Raw genomic sequence first — 18,202 nt, 5'->3', positions numbered from 1 at the left:
TGTGTTCTGTGTTCTGTGTTCTTTAGAACACCAAACAATCCTCTAAATAATTCAAACTGTCGCTAGGCGGCAAATGAGGATATCTCGAGGAACATACACAAGTATGTGACCCGAGTAGCCAAATGAAGCCAACAACGCGACAGCTTGAAGTATGACGAGGATTCGGCTAGGCAGCGAATGCGGATATCTCGGGCAACATACACAAGTATGTGACCCGAGTAGCCAAATGAAGCCAACAACGCGACAGCTTGAAGTATGACGAGGACTACTGGCTAGGCGTATCGCCAAACATATCCTTCACCCAATCCGGCGCATCACTGTCTTGTGAATTCTCATTCGAGCCATTCAAATTCCACACTGGCGCTTGTTCTTCAGAACTTTGGCATAGGCTTTCTGGATTATCAGTCCAGACCGGTAACATTCTACCACCGCCTAAGTTCGAGCAACTAAACTGACCATCCATCATCACTCTCATGCCCACAATGCCTTCTGGTGGACGATTTATCAGTGCTAATGGGGCTTGGTTATCAAGATAACGTTGATACAGTTTTAATGCGCCTGTCGCCCCGGTTAATTGGGTTGGGCCATTATTATCTCGACCAACCCAAACAATCGCCACTTCCTTTCCGTCGATACCCGCATACCAGCTATCACGTAAATCGTTGGTGGTTCCGGTTTTACCCGCCAAATTGTATTTACTGTATTTGGATAATAAAACTCGGCCAGTTCCTTGCTGAACTACTTGCTGCATACCGTATAATGCGAGGTAAGCCGCTTGCGATGGAACCGCGCGTTCAGCGGATGGATAGCTTTGGTAGATTTCTTTACCATCACCATCAATAACAGAACGCAGTGCAGACAGTTTTGCGCGGTTCCCATCACCGCCAATCGTTTGATAAACCTGAGCCACTTCCGCTGGGGTTAAGTTTATTGCACCTAACAACATCGCCGGCACTTTTTCGATAGCAGCCGCTGGTGCGCCTAATCGAACAAAGGTATTAACTATTTGGTCAAGGCCGATTTCTAACCCTAAGTTAACCGTCGGAATATTTTGCGATTTCGCCAGTGCATCCACCAGCATCATGCGACCATTAAAGTTGCGGCTGTAGTTTCTTGGACTCCACGTTTGATTCCCCACTTTAACTGACAGTGGTTCATCTTTAAGCCATGTATTTAACCGGAAACGATCTGGCTCACTCAGTGCCGCGAGATAAACTGGCGGTTTAGCCAGCGACCCAATACTACGGCGTGCATTCAAGGCACGGTTAAAACCAGAGAATTGCGGTTGTGAACCACCGACCATGGCCCTGACTTCGCCATTGATGCGGTCAACGACTACCATTGCACCTTCAATATCATCTAGTTTTCGTGTTTTACGTAAGTCAGCCACGCCCGCTTCTACCGCATTCTCTGCGGCGGTTTGAGCAACAGGATCCAGCGTGGTGAAAATTTTTGCGCCAGATAGCGCTTTAATCTGATCCCCTAATTTTTCATTTAGCTCTAATCGAACCATTTGCATAAACGCGGGTTGGGAAGCAACAAGCCCTTCCCTTGTTTTAACACCTAGCGGCCTTGCACTTAAAACCTGATACATTTCGTGATCGATAACACCCCGTGTTTCAAGAATTTTTAGCACAATATTACGACGTTTAATCGCATTTTGTGGCTTAGTCCACGGGTTATAGGTCGATGCACCTTGAACCATTCCCACTAACAGCGCTTGCTGATCAAAACTCAACTCATTAATTGGGCGACCAAAGTAATACAGGCTAGCTAATGGGAAACCGCGGATTTCATCATTACCATTTTGCCCTAAAAATACTTCGTTCAAATAAAGCTCAAGAATACGCTCCTTGCTATAGTTATAATCTAGCAAGATTGCCATATAAGCTTCATTGGCTTTACGCTTTAATGTACGTTCATTGGTCAAAAATAGGTTTTTAACTAACTGTTGAGTTAGGGTACTTCCCCCTTGAACAGAACGCCCTGCGGTTAAGTTCGCGACAACCGCACGGCCGATAGAATATAAACTGACACCATCATGCTCATAAAAATTTCTATCTTCGGTTTCTAGCAGGATTTTTACCAATGAATCTGGAAAGTCTGATAATGGCAGCACTAAACGTTGCTCATTATTTGCCGACTGCATCATAGTAATCAGTTTTGGATCTAAGCGGAAAAAGCCAAATGAACGGCCATTTTCCATATTTTCTATTTTACTTAACGACCCATCTTCAAACACCAAGCGAGCCAGTATTTGCCCTTCTTTTTGATCAGGGAAGTTAAATGGGCGACGTAAAATTTCGATGCTATTTCCACGTACGACAAATTCACCAGAAGTCGTTATCTTACTGACTTTTCGATACTGCATACCTTCAAGCAAACGCGCCATTTCGACTTGGCTATAATCCATTCCCGGTTCAAGGTTAACCATACGACCATACACCGCAGCTGGGAGATCCCAAACCTTACCATCGAGGCGTTCTTTAATTTGCTGATTTAAATAAAAACCGTAAGCTGCCAGTAAAACGGCAAATACAACCATCAGTTTGACGAGTAGCCAGAACCAACGCCATTTACTTTTTACCTTACGCGTTTTCTTATTCTTTGAGCCTTTTTTAGCCATTTGCTCTTCTTCATCTTCTTCATCATCGAGATATTGGTCATCAATATCATCATCTTCAAGTAAATCTTCATCATCGTAATCATCGCGGTCTCTACGACGACGGGAGGAAGATTGTTTTTTCTCAGCAGCTTTTTTACTACGTCTGCCTATTGGTTCATTATTGTCTTTACCGGACATGGTGTCTCCACATCACTTAATTGCTTCATTATTCGGTACTTGCCATTGATTTTGGCCCATAACCTCGGCGATTTCACAGGGGAAAGCTCTTAATTACATTTCCTTACTCTGTCGAAATAGGCGATTCTCTCTTTTTATGACCCGCTATTAGAGCATAAAAACGGGTTATTTCGCACTCATCATCGCTTTTTTTGTTTGTCTTGTTGGTGCCGTATTCGCCGGATCGTCTGGCCATAAATGTTTTGGATAACGCCCTTTCATCTCTTTTTGGATCGCTTTATAGCTACCTTGCCAAAAAGCACCCAAGTCTTGGGTAATTTGTAGTGGTCTTCTTGCCGGGGAAAGTAATGACAGCGTTAGCGCAATTTTACCTTGTGCTACCGTTGGATGTTGTTTTTCACCATACATTTCTTGCATACGAATTTCGATAACTGGTGGCTTATCCAAGGCATAGTGAATACTCACATCACTGCCAGAAGGTGCATGATAGGTTGTTGGAAAAGTACTGTTGAGCCACTGTTTTTGCTGCCAATCCAAACGATTGACTAATAACTGAGTTAAATTAATATTCAACAGCTTTTGCTTGTTGGTGACGCCATCTAAATACGGCGCTAACCACTCATCAATTGAAGCTAATAAGGACTCATCATCAAAGCTTGGTAGCGATATATTAGGAAAATATTGGTTAGCCAACATACAGCGAATACATAGCTGTAATGCCTCTTCTTGCCAATTTAACTGCATCAAACCATTTTGGGTTATCCAGTGAATTAGCGCCTTTTTTATTTCACTTTTTTCGGGTTTATTTAATCGTTCTGATTGAACGACGATTTGACCGCATTGTAAACGTTTCCAAGCCAGTAAGCTGCCTTTTTGTTCATCCCATTCAACGGTTTCTTGTGTCATAAATAGCTGCGGGCAATCAGAACGTAGCTGTTCTATTTCAACCGGATAGGACAAGGAAATACGCGCATCAGCCGAGGATTCAGGCTGCCACACCGACGCGACCATCAGCCATGAAGTACCAATTAATGGATCTGACTCATTTAGCGATGCGCCTAATCCACTTGCCAATTGGTAGCGAAATTGATTATCTCGATTTTTTGCTATTTGTTCGGGGAACCCTGCGGCTAATAGTGTTGGTAACCACTTACTTATTAACGCTAAATTGCGGCCAACTACCGCTGTGACTTTTTGCTCACTCAATATAGAAGCACGTCTACACCAACTGTCTGTTGGTCGCTCCAAATAAGGACGAATATCACTTTCAAAACCTCTTGGTGGCTCTTCAATAATTGCCACCAATAAGGAAGCTAACTGAATAACCTCCCTATTTTGGCTTTGTTGTGCTTTATATAACATTGCAGCGGTACGCACAGAACTGCCTAGTGCCGCCATTTTTTGGCCGATTGACGAGAGTTTTCCTTGCTTATTTGTTGCGCCTAAGTTGAAAAGCAAATCTTTCGCGGCAGCAATTGCGGCATTAGGCGGCGTATCGAGCCAATTAAGTTGTGACACATCATGGCACCCCCACTGTAATAACGACAACCATAACGCACTTAAATCACTGTGATTAATTTCAGCATCACTAAATTGGGTCGCTCGCTGGGCCTGTTCTTGGCTAAATAGGTGCCAACAAACCCCAGCCTCTAGTCGTCCCGCTCGACCCGCTCGTTGAGTCATTGATGCTTGGCTAATGCGTTGTTTAACTAGTTTTGTTAATCCTGAACGTGGGTTGAATTGGCCAATACGCTCAAAACCGCTATCCACCACCAAACGAATGCCTTCAATCGTTAAACTGGTTTCTGCAATATTCGTCGCCAGCACCACTTTTCGTTTCCCTAAAGGCGCGAGTTCGATTGCTTGTTGCTGTATTTTGATTGGCAGTGCGCCATACATCGGACATAAAAGTATGTCCTCACTCACTGTTCCTTCGAGCTCTCTACACACTTTTTCAATTTCGCCCACTCCGGGTAGAAAGAGTAGCAAAGAGCCAGTTTCTTGCTTTAAAAGCTGCCAAACTGCATTTGCAACTTCTTTATGAAATAACTTATTTGGATTAATCGGATGAAATTCACGAATAACCGGGAAGGCACGTCCTTGCGACGTAATAATAGGCGCATCCGGAAATAACAGGGCTAATCCTTGGTCATCTAAGGTCGCTGACATGATAAGAATTTTAAGGTCATCACGTAATGCCTGTTGAGAGTCCAACAATAACGCTAACCCAAGATCAGCCTGCAAACTACGCTCATGAAACTCATCTAAAATAACCAACCCAACACCTTCGAGCATCGGGTCATTTTGTAATTGCCGCGTCAGTACCCCTTCGGTCACAACCTCAAGGCGGGTGTTTTTACTCACTTTAGTTTCTGAGCGCATTCTTAAGCCAACAGTATTACCAACCTCTTCTCCTAACTGTTCCGCTAAGCGCGCAGCCACTGTTCGAGCGGCAATTCTGCGCGGTTCAAGCATAATTATCCGACCGTCTATCGCATCACTATGAAGAATAATCAGTGGCAGCCGAGTAGATTTTCCTGCCCCTGTCGGCGCATTAAGTAAGACTTGAGGGGCGTTTTTGAGTGCAGTAAGTAAGTCATCACTTACATCTAGTATCGGTAACACTTAGGTGTTGGCTCCATGGCATTTATTCTTTGTGATTAGACATTGTAGCATTAGCCTGTATCTTAGGGGCTGTTGATCTTTGCGAGTTATTTTTCTGGATGCCGTTATGGAGATTGTATGGAATTCCTCCCCCCTTTAAAGCCCGCCACCTTAATTAAACGTTATAAACGCTTTTTGGCAGATGTCGTTACTCCTGATGGCGAAGTCATGACTATTCACTGTGCAAATACAGGTGCGATGACAGGCTGCGCGACGCCTGGAGATACAGTCTGGTATTCAACATCCGATAATGTAAAACGCAAATATCCACACAGTTGGGAGTTAAGCCAAACCGCTGAAAATCATCTAATTTGTATCAATACATTACGCGCAAACCAGCTTGTAGCTGAAGCATTAGCGAATAAATGTATTCCAGAATTATCTGAATACAATACTATTAGACCTGAAATTAAATATGGTTCAGAGAATAGTCGAATCGATTTTTTTCTCACAGAAGAAGGTCTATCCGATTGTTTTATCGAAGTAAAGTCCGTTACTCTCCTTGAGGATAACCAGGGTTTTTTCCCCGATACAGTGACTTTAAGAGGGCAAAAGCATCTACGAGAATTAACACTGATTGCTAAAGAAGGAAAAAGAGCCATACTAATGTTTGTTGCTTTACATAGCGGAATTCACGTAGCATCTGCGGCTGCACATATTGACAGTAAATATGCATATTTATTAGAGGACGCGATCAAAAATGGCGTTGAAGTTCTTTGTTATCAAGTAGATATAAATACTCGGCAAATGGTGTTAAGTAAACGGATTAATTTCACATCGATTAAATAATGTTGTTTTAATCACAATTAGAACGAGGACGCTGAGTTCTGGGGGCTTCAAAAGGAATAAACACGCGCGCCTTCACAGCATTACAAAACTCATTGCAGGAACGATTGCCAAGACGGCTCTCTTCTGCTATTTATAGCGACCTTAAATTTTCCCCCTTGGGGTTTTTGTAAAATTTGCGTGTGTAGGAGAAGCATTATGCAAGAAGGGCAAAAACGTAAGACATCGTCCTTAAGCATTCTCGCCATTGCTGGGGTTGAACCCTATCATGAAAAAGCTGGCGAAGAGTACATGAACGACGCCCAATTGGCGCATTTTAAGCTCATTCTCGATGCATGGCGCAATCAACTCAGAGATGAAGTGGACCGGACTGTTACTCATATGCAAGATGAAGCAGCTAACTTTCCAGACCCCGTTGATAGAGCCGCTCAAGAAGAAGAGTTCAGCCTCGAATTACGTAACCGTGACCGCGAACGTAAGCTTATTAAGAAAATCGAGAAAACGCTGAAAAAAGTTGAAGATGACGACTTTGGGTACTGCGAATCATGTGGAGTGGAAATTGGCATCCGTCGTTTGGAAGCGCGCCCAACCGCTGATTTGTGTATCGACTGTAAAACATTAGCAGAGATTCGCGAAAAGCAAATGGCTGGCTAAATGCTAAATGGAGTCCTAAACGGCGCATTACCGTGCGCCGTTACAAGGGAATGTTTTCCCTTAAGTTTTATCCCGCAAAATACTGTTAATTCCCGCCACCGAATTAGTTATCTCACTTTATCAATATATTTCTACACCTTATCTTGATGTATTTATTATTGATCCCCAGCCAAGATGACAATAAAATATCTGAGAAAATTATTCCGCGGCTGTATTGATAACGTTTTTTGCCTAATTATTTGAAAAACATTAACATCATAACACCTCTTATATCGTACAAATAAAGGGGTTGCCGTTATTGAGGACAATATTTTGAGCCCGACTATCGCTTTTTGCTCATAGGAATATTGATAGAAAAAATGATTAGACATGACTTTTATTCGTTTAACCATTCTCAAAGAAACGTCAGTGAGCTATGATTAGCCGCTTATTTTGTTTATTGAATATTCGTAATTACATCGAGGTGTACTATTTTTAACCGAGTAGCAAATTTCTGCCGTAATATTCTGTCACGTAATGACAGCGCATCGCGTGATGATAACGCTGAGCGAAGCCCACAGGCAGCAGGTGAAAGGCCAGTCACTTATTCTGCTCCTGCGGAAACATCGCCTGTAGAGCAGAACACGAAGCAAATGAAAAAAACGGTTCGTCAATCCAAGCGTGCCGATGCTCAGGCAGAGAAACAACAAACAATGACAACCGAGACAGAAGAACATATTACTGTTATCCCACGCTCAGAACACACTATTTCGCGAAGCGATATCAGTGATAATGCGCTGAAAGTACTCTATCGCTTAAATAAAAGCGGTTATGAGGCCTATTTAGTGGGTGGTGGTGTCCGTGATTTACTTTTAGGACAAAAACCTAAAGATTTCGATATCACCACAAATGCAACGCCGGAACAAATCCGCAAGCTATTTCGTAATTGCCGCCTTGTCGGTCGAAGGTTCCGCCTTGCCCATATCATGTTTGGGCCTGAAATTATTGAAGTCGCAACATTCCGGGGTAATCATGACCAGAACAACCCATCAGAGGATAAAAATCTATCCTCCCAAGCCCAAAATGGTATGTTGCTACGTGACAATATCTTTGGCTCCATAGAAGAAGATGCTATTCGCCGTGACTTTACCGTCAATAGCCTCTATTACAATATTGATGATTTTTCAGTACGTGACTACGTCAATGGTTTAAATGATCTGAAAGCCGGTATTATTCGCTTAATCGGCGATCCTGAAACGCGCTACCGCGAAGACCCTGTCCGGATGATAAGAGCGGTTCGTTTTGCGTGTAAACTGAATATGACAATTGAACCGAATACGGCCAATCCTATCTATCAGCTCGCACCTTTGCTAAGAGAGATCCCATCCGCAAGGCTGTTTGAAGAATCCTTAAAGCTTTTACAGGCTGGTTATGGTTATACAACTTATAAATTGCTCAAAAAATACGGTTTATTTGAACAATTATTCCCTGTGATCGCTAGCCGCTTTAGTGAGAACGGTGACTCGCCAATGGAAAAAATCATTGAGCAAGTACTCAAAAACACCGACTTTAGACTAAAAAATGATAAGCGCGTAAACCCTGCATTTTTATTTGCGGTCATGTTATGGTATCCCGTCACGGAGCACGCAGAGAAGCTAGCTCAAGAAGGGGGTCTCGCATATTATGATGCGTTCGCCTTAGCAATGAATGATATTCTTGATGAGCAATGTCGTTCAATCGCAATACCAAAACGTATCACCACCACTATGCGTGATATTTGGTTACTGCAATTGCGCTTGCCTCGCCGTCAAGGACGTCGTGCGAATAAGCTGATGGAACACCCTAAATTCCGTGCAGCATTCGACCTACTTGAGCTAAGAGCCAATGTTGAGCATCGCAATGAGCTACAAGAATTGTCGACCTGGTGGGCTGATTTTCAGGAAGCAAGCAATACCAAACAGCGTGAGATGATTTCAGAGTTAGGTAATGCGCCAACGCGCCGACGTCATCGCCCTGCTCGCCCACCGCAATCAGGGGCTCGCAAACCAAACAAACCACAATAGAGAGAAGCGAAATGGAGCAAGTATATATTGCTGTTGGTAGTAACCTTGGAGAGCCATTATTACAGGCAAAACAGGCTATTGCAGCATTAGATGCGATCCCAAGCAGCCGTGTTGCTGCAACGTCTTCTCTCTACCGAACAAAGCCGCTCGGGCCACAAGATCAGCCTGATTTTCTCAATCTGGCTGTTTTACTTGAAACTGGCCTAGAACCTGAAGTTCTGCTTGATTACACACAAAAAATCGAGTTAGAACTTGGGCGTGAGCGAAAAGCAGAACGTTGGGGTCCTAGAACACTTGATCTTGATATTATGCTTTTTGGTAACCGAACCATTCAAACACCACGGTTAACCGTACCCCATTACGGGCTAAAAGAGCGTGAGTTTATGTTATACCCGCTTAATGATATTGCCCCCAATCTCGTTTTCCCTGATGGTGAGTTACTATCAGAAAGACTTGTACTCATCCCTAAAAATGGTCTTATGCTTTGGAATACAATATCTTAATATATTGAATTTCAAGTAATGCATGACCAAAAAAGGTATTTTTCTGGAGATTATTATAATGAAACCAATTTCTCTGGCTGATTTGAGTCAGTTTAAAAAAGACAAACATAAGTTCGCAACTATCACCGCCTATGATTCAAGTTTTGCTCAGCTATTTGCAGAGCAAGGCATTCAAGTCATACTTGTTGGCGACTCGTTAGGTATGACCATTCAAGGTGAATCGAGTACATTACCCGTTACCGTAGAACAAATTGCTTACCACACTCGCTGTGTTCGTAAAGGCGCACCTGATACCTTTATTATTTCAGATATGCCCTTTATGAGTTATGCCACCCCAGAACAAGCTTGCCATAATGCGGCTATTTTGATGCAAGCAGGCGCTAATATGGTCAAAATTGAAGGTGGTAGCTGGCTATGTGATACGATCAAAATGCTTGGTGAGCGTTCGGTTCCTGTGTGTGGACATCTTGGACTAACCCCTCAAGCTGTGAATGTGCTTGGCGGTTATAAAGTTCAAGGTAGAGACGAGGTGACCGCTAACCAATTGGTTAAAGATGCGATTGCATTAGAAAATGCTGGTATGCAGTTGCTCGTTCTTGAATGTGTACCAACCTCATTGGCGAATCATGTTACGGAAGAGCTCTTACTGCCAGTCATTGGTATTGGTGCGGGTAATGGCACTGATGGGCAAATCTTAGTGATGCAAGATGCGCTGGGAATTACCGCTCGTCCACCTAAGTTTGCAAAAAATTTCTTGGCTCAAGCGGGAAATATACATGATGCAGTTCGTATGTATATTCAAGAAGTTGAAGAAGGCATTTACCCAGGTGAGTCCCACTCATTTTCATAATTAGCTAAAAATCATAAGGATTGCACTTATGCTTATCGTTGAAACGGCCTTGATATTACGTCGTGAAATTCGTCGCTGGAAGCAAGAAGGCAAACGTATTGCTCTCGTTCCGACGATGGGAAACTTGCATGATGGTCATCTTGCTATTATTGATCAAGCCAAGCAGCAAGCTGATATTGTTATCGCCAGTATTTTTGTTAACCCAATGCAATTTGATAGGCAATCTGATTTAGCCAATTATCCGCGCACTTTGCAGGAAGATTGTGAAAAGCTAAAGCGCCGTGGTATTCATTTGGTTTTTGCGCCATCACCCCAAGAATTTTATCCTCAAGGTATGGAAAAACAAACCTTTGTTGAAGTACCTGAACTATCGACCATACTCGAAGGTGCTAGCCGTCCTGGGCATTTCAGAGGCGTTGCAACCGTTATCACCAAGCTGTTCAACTTGGTTCAACCTGATATTGCTTTATTTGGCGAAAAAGATTATCAACAGCTGCAAGTCATTCGCAAATTAGTCAGCGATTTATCTTTTGATACGCAAATTATTAGTGTTCCTACCGTTAGAGCCAAAAATGGCCTTGCATTAAGTTCACGCAATAATAACTTATCTGCCGAAGAATTAAAAAAAGCCCCTCAATTACACAGCATTATGTTACACGCTGGGCAAAAACTAGTTGAGTCACCCAATACTGCACCTGTAATTATTGAAGAAATGAATGAGTCATTAAGGCAAGCTGGGTTTACTCCAGATGAACTGTTTATCCGTGATGCTGATACATTGGCCGAATTAAGCAACTCAAGTCAGCGCGCAGTCATTTTAATGGCAGCTTGGTTAGGGCAAACTCGCTTAATTGACAATTTACAGCTTGACCTGCCGATTGATATTGCCTAAAAAGTAGATCGATCTTTTATCAAAAACAATAATAAAAATACAGCAATGGCACCACCTAGCTGTGATCTGCTTGAATATTGGTTTATGTTTTAGCCAAACTCATTCATGTCACAGCTAGGCGGCAAGCAAACGCGACCCGAGGAGCATACATTAGTATGTGACTAGGGCAAGAGCGCGAAGCCAACAACGCTGTGATCTGCTTGAGTATCGGTTTATATCCAAATCAATTGAATAACTGATTTATCCAAACTCATTCAAGTCACAGCTAGGCGGCAAGAGAGGCTATCTTGGGAAGCATACATAAGTATGTGACCCGAGTAGCTGAATGCAGCCAACAACGCTGTGGCTTGAATGAGGCAGGATAAAATGAGGAAGGATAAAATGCAGAGAAAAATGTTACAGGGCAAACTCCACCGAGTCACCGTCACCCAAGCTGACCTTCACTACGAAGGCTCTTGTGCTATCGACCAAAACTTTATGGATGCAGCCGGCATTCTTGAGTATGAAGCGATTGATATTTATAACGTCGACAATGGTGAGCGTTTCTCTACCTATGCGATATCTGGAGAACGCGGTTCTAAAATTATTTCAGTCAACGGTGCTGCGGCGCGCCGCGCCGCAGTTGGTGACAAACTAATTATTTGTTCATACGTGAATATGGATGATGAAGATGCTCGCCATCATAAGCCTAACGTGGCTTATTTTGATGAAAATAATACCATGAGCCGTATTGCGAAAGCGGTGCCAGTTCAAGTTGCTTAAGTTACGTTCTTGCTAATTTGCTAACCTCAACATTACTACGCTTGTTGAGGTTTAATAAATGCCGCCAACCTCACTCATAAGTAACATCAATATTTAAAGTGGCGTTGGCAATGCCTGGTGTTATTGTTGCATCCATTTGCTTGTAAACCGACCTAAAATACATTGTTGTTGATCCTGCGGGTTCAAATCTTCCATGCACCGTGATATTGCTATATAACCGCATTGCATACCAGCTAGTGCGATTCTTACTATATGACGTTTCAATTCCCAAACCTTTAGCACTCGTACTTCCTGAAATATAGTCCAAAGACAATATGGTATCTTCTGACGATGAATACGTATTGCCTCGTGGCCGGATATATACACCTGAATTTTCAGGACAATCAAACGACATAACCCATTCAACTTCTTTCGTTTTCGAACCTTTGCTATTACCGAAACCATTTGCGCCAATCAAATGATCACCGAGAAAAATATCATATGCAACATAGGATGTTAATTTACATGTTCCGGCTCGAACAGCCCCAGTTACATTGAATACCGCATCATAACTCATCGCTTGTGTAGAGAAAATTAACGCCAAAATAGAAAAGAAATATGCACATACTTTCATTATTGAGTTCATCGCTATTCCTTAATTATTTTGCACAACAAATGTAATTGATGCATTCGCTTTTCCCGCGGTAGCACTCGAACCTAGTTGCTTATAACGAGCCCTAAACTTCACGTTATTCGAACCAGTAGAAGCCGCTTTAGAACTTAGCAATACACTGACTTGATTTGTACTTTTAGCTTCCCACCGATTACGTTCTGTTGAATAAGCTTCAATTTCAATTGCCATACCTGTCGCTTTTCCAGCGATATCATCAAGCTCAAATAATTTTCTATCTGATGCTGGAGTCCCTTCTAGCTTGCCGGATATTTGGCTACCATCAGAGCCACAATTGAACGATAAATCAAATTCCACCCAGTCCGTTGTACTATCTTTGGGGAAGTTGCTGCCATTATTCGTTAATAACCAAGTGCCCAAATCAACATTTAAATTACTTGTCACAATCTTACAAGTTCCACCTTTAATTGATCCTCTAAATTTAGCCTTAGTTACATAATCTACAGCGAAGGATGAGAAAGAGCAGATTGACAATACACTGATTAATAATAAATTAATTATCTGTTTCATCATTGAATTACCCATTTTATTTATACACAAGGGTAACAGTTACCTGAGCATTACCATTGCTGGCTTTAACGTCATCAGATAATTTTACATACTTGAAATCAAAGGTTTTATTGACCACTTGGCTAACAGCACCTGTCGTTAAAAGCGAATACAAGTGAGCACTCGATAGAGACCTGTCACCCCCTAACCTTAGTGGGGTTGATTTTCCAGACTCAAAAATTTGTACGCCAAAACCCGGATTTTCGTTTTCATTTTCTAAATAAATTACATTGGTACTAATATTGCTAGGATGAAAATTATCAGCAATTGTATAAAAAATTGACATTTTACTTGGACAATCAATCGTAATTGATTGTTGTGCGTGGCCAAAAGTCTCACCGACTTTTAATGAACGAACCTTTGCTAAATCATGAATACCTAAATTAACCGATTGGCGAGTTGTCTTTACATCACAGGTTCTTTCCGCCCATTTCACAATTGTTGACGTGGGTAGTATCTCGCCTAATCTATGTTCCCAATTTAAGTTTCCATTACACTGCACTCTAATTGGCTCAAATTGAGTCGATGCATTCTCCTTGCCATCAATATTACCTTGCACTGTTTTAACGTAAACCATTCTTGTCTCAAGTAATAATATTGATGTGCCATCAACCGCACTTATTGGGCTATTATTGCCGGTTAAAGGATACCAACGACTAGTGCCTTTTTGTCTAACACCAACCGCATAACCAATCCCATCAATATTCGAGCTAAAAACGGGGTAATCACCGGAACCATCTTTAAAAGATAATCCCGTTGATTTACCATTAACTTGCGGAAGATAAGTAAATTCCCCTGAGTTATCAGCGATACAGACCCCATTACTCTCATTTGGCTCGAACATTTTCCAACCATTGCCTAACATTGCTTCTTGTGGAAGTTTATGTGCAGCAGCATTAATATCTAAATCACCTAAATTAACGCGGAAGTTGCCAGCACTGAGTGCATTAAGTGAAAATAAAGCGATACCGATAGCGCTGATAATGTATTTAATATTCATATTTAAAGCCTATTCAAATAGTTAACGGCAATTGACCGGTAAAATAGGCAAATGCTGTTTTAGCTGCTCTGCCGTTAATTGATAATCCGCAATACATTGGTCTTGGTCATTTTTTCCCCACTTGACCTGTAAGCTACCTTTTTCTGGCATTCCACTGAGATAGACATCCCCATTTTCATCGGCAATACCCGAACTAATACTTTGCCCATCAGCTTGAGCTAACTGAGCCATCGCACCAAATGGCACGGGTTTACCATTCGCAGTCACATTAAATAATAAGCGATAACCGACATGTGTTTGATAGTTAGCGAGTATTGCAGCGCCTTTTGTTGGAACCACGGTTACTGTGTTAGTTTTTAACTCAACATTGTCAGGTAACGAGCTCACATCAAGAGAGACTTCATTCTTAGTATAAGCATTTAAGTAAGGCACGATGGCATAACCACGCCAGTCAGTAGCAACCCCTGTTCTGTTAGAAACATTCACGTTTTCAGCACCCGGTGCTCTAACAATGGCAAATGAATCATAGATAGGTTGTGATAAGGTCACTCCATATGGGTGAGCAACAATCGCACCGGTTAGGCCATAGTTAGCACGCTGTGAATATCTATCGTAGCCATATCCCGCATTGGCGATACCAAAGCTACCCCGGTAAGAGGCAGACGCATTTCCGCTAGCTTTAGTTTCTTTATTGCCATACGCCTGCTGAATGGAATAATTTAAGTTATTACCTTCAAGTAAACTGCCACTGATCCCAACCGTTGCATCAGTATTTCCGTTATTATCAGTCGTCATATTACTCGTTAATGAGGTATAGCCACCAAATGCACTTTCCAGTGGAATTGTCACAGAAAACGAAAAGTGGTTATCGGCTTTACGTTGATATGGGCTATCGGAATAACTGTAATTTAAACTATAAGAAATTCCACCCTGCACGTTGTTATAACCCGCCCCCATGGAGCGGTCTTTACCCGAACGGTTCCAATACTCTTGTTGGTAAGTTGAAAAATAGATGCTGCCATATTCTTGAAGCGATTGGCTTAGTGTGACTTGAAAACGATTTTTCTTGTTATCCCTATATAGCTCAGAACGGTTACTATTCGCTTCAGTAAAACTGTAATAACCTTGAGTAGAATAACGATAATTGGCGAGTGTTACTGAGGTTCCCGTTGTCATCATATTTTTAGAATATTGAAAACGGTATGATTGCCCGCTATCGGTACTTTCACGCCCTCTTAAATCCTGAGTATTTGCTTGCGTTACATCTGTCGAGAATGCCCCTAAGCTGCCTAAGTTAATCCCTACACCCGCAGCGTAAGATTGATAGTTTTTAGAAAGCAGTGTACCTGCATAACCCGTAATGCCTTTAGGTAAGCCATAAATCGCGGTACTTTGCACAAAATCCGGCTCGTTAGCATCTGAATTAGATTTATATTTCCCACCCGTTAAAGAATATTTCAATTGCCCTTCACGCTGCATAATGGCGATTGATGAAAATGGCACAATAAAAGAACGCTCTGAGCCATCAGCTTCCTTAATTGTCACGGTTAAGTCACCACTGGTTCCGGTTGGGTAAAGATCATCTATTTCAAATGCGCCAGGAGCCACATAAGACTGGTAAATTACATAATCATTCTGCTTAACCGTGACTTCTGCATTACTTTGAGCAATGCCTCGAATAATAGGTGCAAACCCTCTTAAGGAATTTGGCAACATGGATTCATCACTTTGTAGTTGAATACCACGAAATTGGAAGCCATCAAAAACTTCCCCAGGTGTTGTCGTATCACCAATAATTAACTGTGACTTTAAAAAATTGATCCCGCGCTCAAGGCTGGTCTCAATATTTTTCCATTCTCGCTGACCTGAACTATCTGTATACGTTGAATAATTTTTCAGACGCCAAGGGCCAAAATTAGCCCCGCTACGTAAATTAAAATAATGTGAGTTAGTATCTGCGGAACCATTACGGTTCCAATTATTTGACCCGCTGTAGTAATAATTTAAAACTAAAGCAGGTACACCATTTTCCCACTGACTCGAAGGGACTGAGCCTGAAGCCTGTTTATCCATGGCGATTTGAGGAATAGAAATAATTAATTTTTGCTGATTAAGCTCTAACGTGGTTTTTGCATCTGGGATGTAATCACTAATGGCTCCAATTTCTTGATTAGAAGTTAATGCCAAAAGTGCAGGGATGGAATTAACTTTTACCCCCCAAGATGCTAATTCTTCTTTTGTTAAAACCGGAATTAACTGTTTACTCGCATTATCATCAATGAAGGTTATATCTTTAGAATCAACCGCCATACCATTAATAATAATATCGACATGATATTTACCCGCAATTTGCCCTCCTGGGTTTGAAAATTGATCCAGGCTTTGTAAATCAGCAATATTTTGCCCATCGAGAACACTTAAAGAATTAGGACTAAAATAGTCATCCGCAATCGCATAATTAATACTGGCACTCGCAACAATAATAGCGGCGATTGCCTGGCAAACTTTTTTTAATTGAAAATTTAATAACCCGTTATGCGAATATGTCATGGTTTCATGACCATCTTTTTGTGTGTTTTTTTGTTTTATAATACGGCGCATAAGGAATAATCTTCCAATTATTTATTTTAATGTCTGAGTTTTAACTTGAGTCATTGTTCCGTGGTCATTAACTGCACTCCAAGTCACTTGATTTGCTTGAATGCCAGAAATATTCCATGACGCTTCGCCCATTGGTGGAACCATACCCGGATTATCAATTTGCTTATTACCCACCTTAAATTCACCAAATGAAATATAATAGGGTGTTGGGTTTTTCGCTTTTAGCGTATTACCTTGTTTTTCAAAACTCAGTTTCTCATAAGCGGTAAAGGCATCTGAGCTTGGCAAATTAGCAGGACGATAAATTAATTTTATTTTGTTATTAATCGAGATAGTTAAGCTATTTGTTGAATTAGGATCTGATGGTGGAATTGATTTTACATTTAACCAATAAACCGATTCCTTATCCGATGGGAGTCTTGGATCCGTTAACACAATTCGCACTGCGTTAGCTGATTCAGGCTCAATTCTAAATAGCGGTGGAGTAACAGAGAAAGGCGGTTTAGACTTATCCTGACTTTCAAAATTATCGACCCATGATTGAACTAAAAATGGCGTTTTATCATCATTTCTAACTGTGATAGAAGCTTCCTTTTTATCACCTTCATAGATCACACGAGTGCCACCCAATACCACACTTGCATTTGCATTTATTGCTGCTGTACATAAAAGAGATAAAGCGATAAGCGATTTTTTCAAAATATTCCCCTATAGAAAAAGGAGGGAACAACCGTTCCCTAATAACGTTAATTATTGGTTATATTGGATTGTTACAGTGACATCTGCGTTTGCTGTTCCCGCGGTCACTTCTTCTGCCGTTGTAACATAACGGGCATAATAAGTTTTTTCACCCGAATTACCTGTTAATGGAATTCCATCCACTTCACTGTTTGGCGTGAAGAAATTAGTTCCGTTTTGGTCACCAGAAATACCAATACCCACGCCCGTTGCAGAACTTACGGTATATAAATCCGTATTATCCACATTCTCTTTACCTTCAAAAGTGACACGCGCTTTACCGAGTGTTGCAGGACAGCCACTCAAACCAATAGTAAATGGAACCGCATCAGTTAATTCACCGGCTTTATCAAAAGTGTTAGTCATCCATGTACCTAACTGAACCGTTCCTTCGCTTTTATTTTCATGGTTAGCTTCAACAGTACAAGTTGAATCAATAAATTGCCCTTTAAAATGAATCATGCCTGTTGCATTACCACTTGCAGGTGCAGCGTTTACCATTCCCGAAAATGATGCGGCAATAATAGAAGTAATTAATAATGTTTTTTTAAACGTCATGGTTGACCCCTTTTTGTGTCAGTAAATAATATTTAATTATCTGCAGCTGCAATATTAGAAATATAAAATTTAAATTTATTGCCCTGAGCTTTAATTCACAAAAAGTATATTAGTCTTTCTTAACTAAATC

At 41.5% G+C, this 18,202-nt stretch carries 15 protein-coding genes; 7 read left to right on the top strand and 8 right to left on the bottom strand.

Annotated features, from left to right (window positions below):
• Nucleotides 1-265: 265 nt before the first annotated feature.
• The gene (mrcB, locus tag M998_RS15570; protein WP_068909704.1) at nt 266-2,803 is read right to left on the bottom strand and encodes a bifunctional glycosyl transferase/transpeptidase; all 2,538 of its coding nucleotides are present in this window, start codon (nt 2,801-2,803) and stop codon (nt 266-268) included.
• A 165-nt stretch (nt 2,804-2,968) separates the two neighbouring features.
• On the bottom strand, nt 2,969-5,428 hold the full coding sequence (gene hrpB, locus M998_RS15565) for an ATP-dependent helicase HrpB (RefSeq protein WP_068909702.1): 2,460 nt from the start codon (nt 5,426-5,428) through the stop codon (nt 2,969-2,971).
• 117 nt (nt 5,429-5,545) lie between these two features.
• Between hrpB and sfsA the strand changes: the two genes are divergently transcribed.
• From sfsA to panD, 7 genes are all read left to right on the top strand, one after another.
• Nucleotides 5,546-6,256, top strand: a complete 711-nt coding sequence (gene sfsA / locus M998_RS15560) for a DNA/RNA nuclease SfsA (protein ID WP_068446215.1) — start codon at nt 5,546-5,548, stop codon at nt 6,254-6,256.
• 195 nt (nt 6,257-6,451) lie between these two features.
• Nucleotides 6,452-6,907, top strand: a complete 456-nt coding sequence (gene dksA / locus M998_RS15555) for an RNA polymerase-binding protein DksA (RefSeq protein WP_068446217.1) — start codon at nt 6,452-6,454, stop codon at nt 6,905-6,907.
• A 506-nt stretch (nt 6,908-7,413) separates the two neighbouring features.
• On the top strand, nt 7,414-8,949 hold the full coding sequence (gene pcnB / locus M998_RS15550) for a polynucleotide adenylyltransferase PcnB (protein ID WP_375342656.1): 1,536 nt from the start codon (nt 7,414-7,416) through the stop codon (nt 8,947-8,949).
• Nucleotides 8,950-8,960: 11 nt separating this feature from the next.
• Nucleotides 8,961-9,452 carry a 2-amino-4-hydroxy-6-hydroxymethyldihydropteridine diphosphokinase gene (folK, locus tag M998_RS15545; RefSeq protein ID WP_068446221.1) on the top strand — a complete coding sequence of 164 codons (492 nt, stop codon included), beginning with the start codon at nt 8,961-8,963 and terminating at the stop codon, nt 9,450-9,452.
• Nucleotides 9,453-9,510: 58 nt separating this feature from the next.
• Nucleotides 9,511-10,302, top strand: a complete 792-nt coding sequence (gene panB, locus M998_RS15540; RefSeq protein ID WP_068446223.1) for a 3-methyl-2-oxobutanoate hydroxymethyltransferase — start codon at nt 9,511-9,513, stop codon at nt 10,300-10,302.
• Nucleotides 10,303-10,330: 28 nt separating this feature from the next.
• Nucleotides 10,331-11,194 (top strand): pantoate--beta-alanine ligase, encoded by an 864-nt coding sequence (gene panC, locus M998_RS15535; protein ID WP_068446225.1) that lies wholly within the window; start codon nt 10,331-10,333, stop codon nt 11,192-11,194.
• A 381-nt stretch (nt 11,195-11,575) separates the two neighbouring features.
• A complete protein-coding gene (gene panD / locus M998_RS15530) occupies nt 11,576-11,956 on the top strand; it encodes an aspartate 1-decarboxylase (RefSeq protein ID WP_068446227.1) in 381 nt (126 codons plus the stop codon).
• Nucleotides 11,957-12,026: 70 nt separating this feature from the next.
• Here panD and M998_RS15525 read toward each other — a convergent pair whose 3' ends face one another.
• The 6 genes from M998_RS15525 to M998_RS15500 are packed head-to-tail and all read right to left on the bottom strand — an operon-like array spanning nt 12,027 to nt 18,072.
• Nucleotides 12,027-12,581 carry a fimbrial protein gene (locus tag M998_RS15525; RefSeq protein ID WP_068446229.1) on the bottom strand — a complete coding sequence of 185 codons (555 nt, stop codon included), beginning with the start codon at nt 12,579-12,581 and terminating at the stop codon, nt 12,027-12,029.
• Nucleotides 12,582-12,590: 9 nt separating this feature from the next.
• Nucleotides 12,591-13,139 (bottom strand): fimbrial protein, encoded by a 549-nt coding sequence (locus M998_RS15520; protein WP_166696107.1) that lies wholly within the window; start codon nt 13,137-13,139, stop codon nt 12,591-12,593.
• A 13-nt stretch (nt 13,140-13,152) separates the two neighbouring features.
• The gene (locus M998_RS15515) at nt 13,153-14,175 is read right to left on the bottom strand and encodes a fimbrial protein (protein WP_068909701.1); all 1,023 of its coding nucleotides are present in this window, start codon (nt 14,173-14,175) and stop codon (nt 13,153-13,155) included.
• 21 nt (nt 14,176-14,196) lie between these two features.
• On the bottom strand, nt 14,197-16,776 hold the full coding sequence (locus tag M998_RS15510) for a fimbria/pilus outer membrane usher protein (RefSeq protein WP_068909699.1): 2,580 nt from the start codon (nt 16,774-16,776) through the stop codon (nt 14,197-14,199).
• A gap of 21 nt (nt 16,777-16,797) precedes the next feature.
• On the bottom strand, nt 16,798-17,475 hold the full coding sequence (locus M998_RS15505) for a fimbrial biogenesis chaperone (RefSeq protein WP_082913041.1): 678 nt from the start codon (nt 17,473-17,475) through the stop codon (nt 16,798-16,800).
• 51 nt (nt 17,476-17,526) lie between these two features.
• On the bottom strand, nt 17,527-18,072 hold the full coding sequence (locus M998_RS15500; protein ID WP_068446238.1) for a fimbrial protein: 546 nt from the start codon (nt 18,070-18,072) through the stop codon (nt 17,527-17,529).
• Nucleotides 18,073-18,202: the final 130 nt, after the last annotated feature.

The organism is Providencia heimbachae ATCC 35613 (assembly GCF_001655055.1).
Lineage (GTDB): Bacteria > Pseudomonadota > Gammaproteobacteria > Enterobacterales > Enterobacteriaceae > Providencia > Providencia heimbachae.
This window is presented reverse-complemented; position numbering and strand designations above follow the sequence as displayed.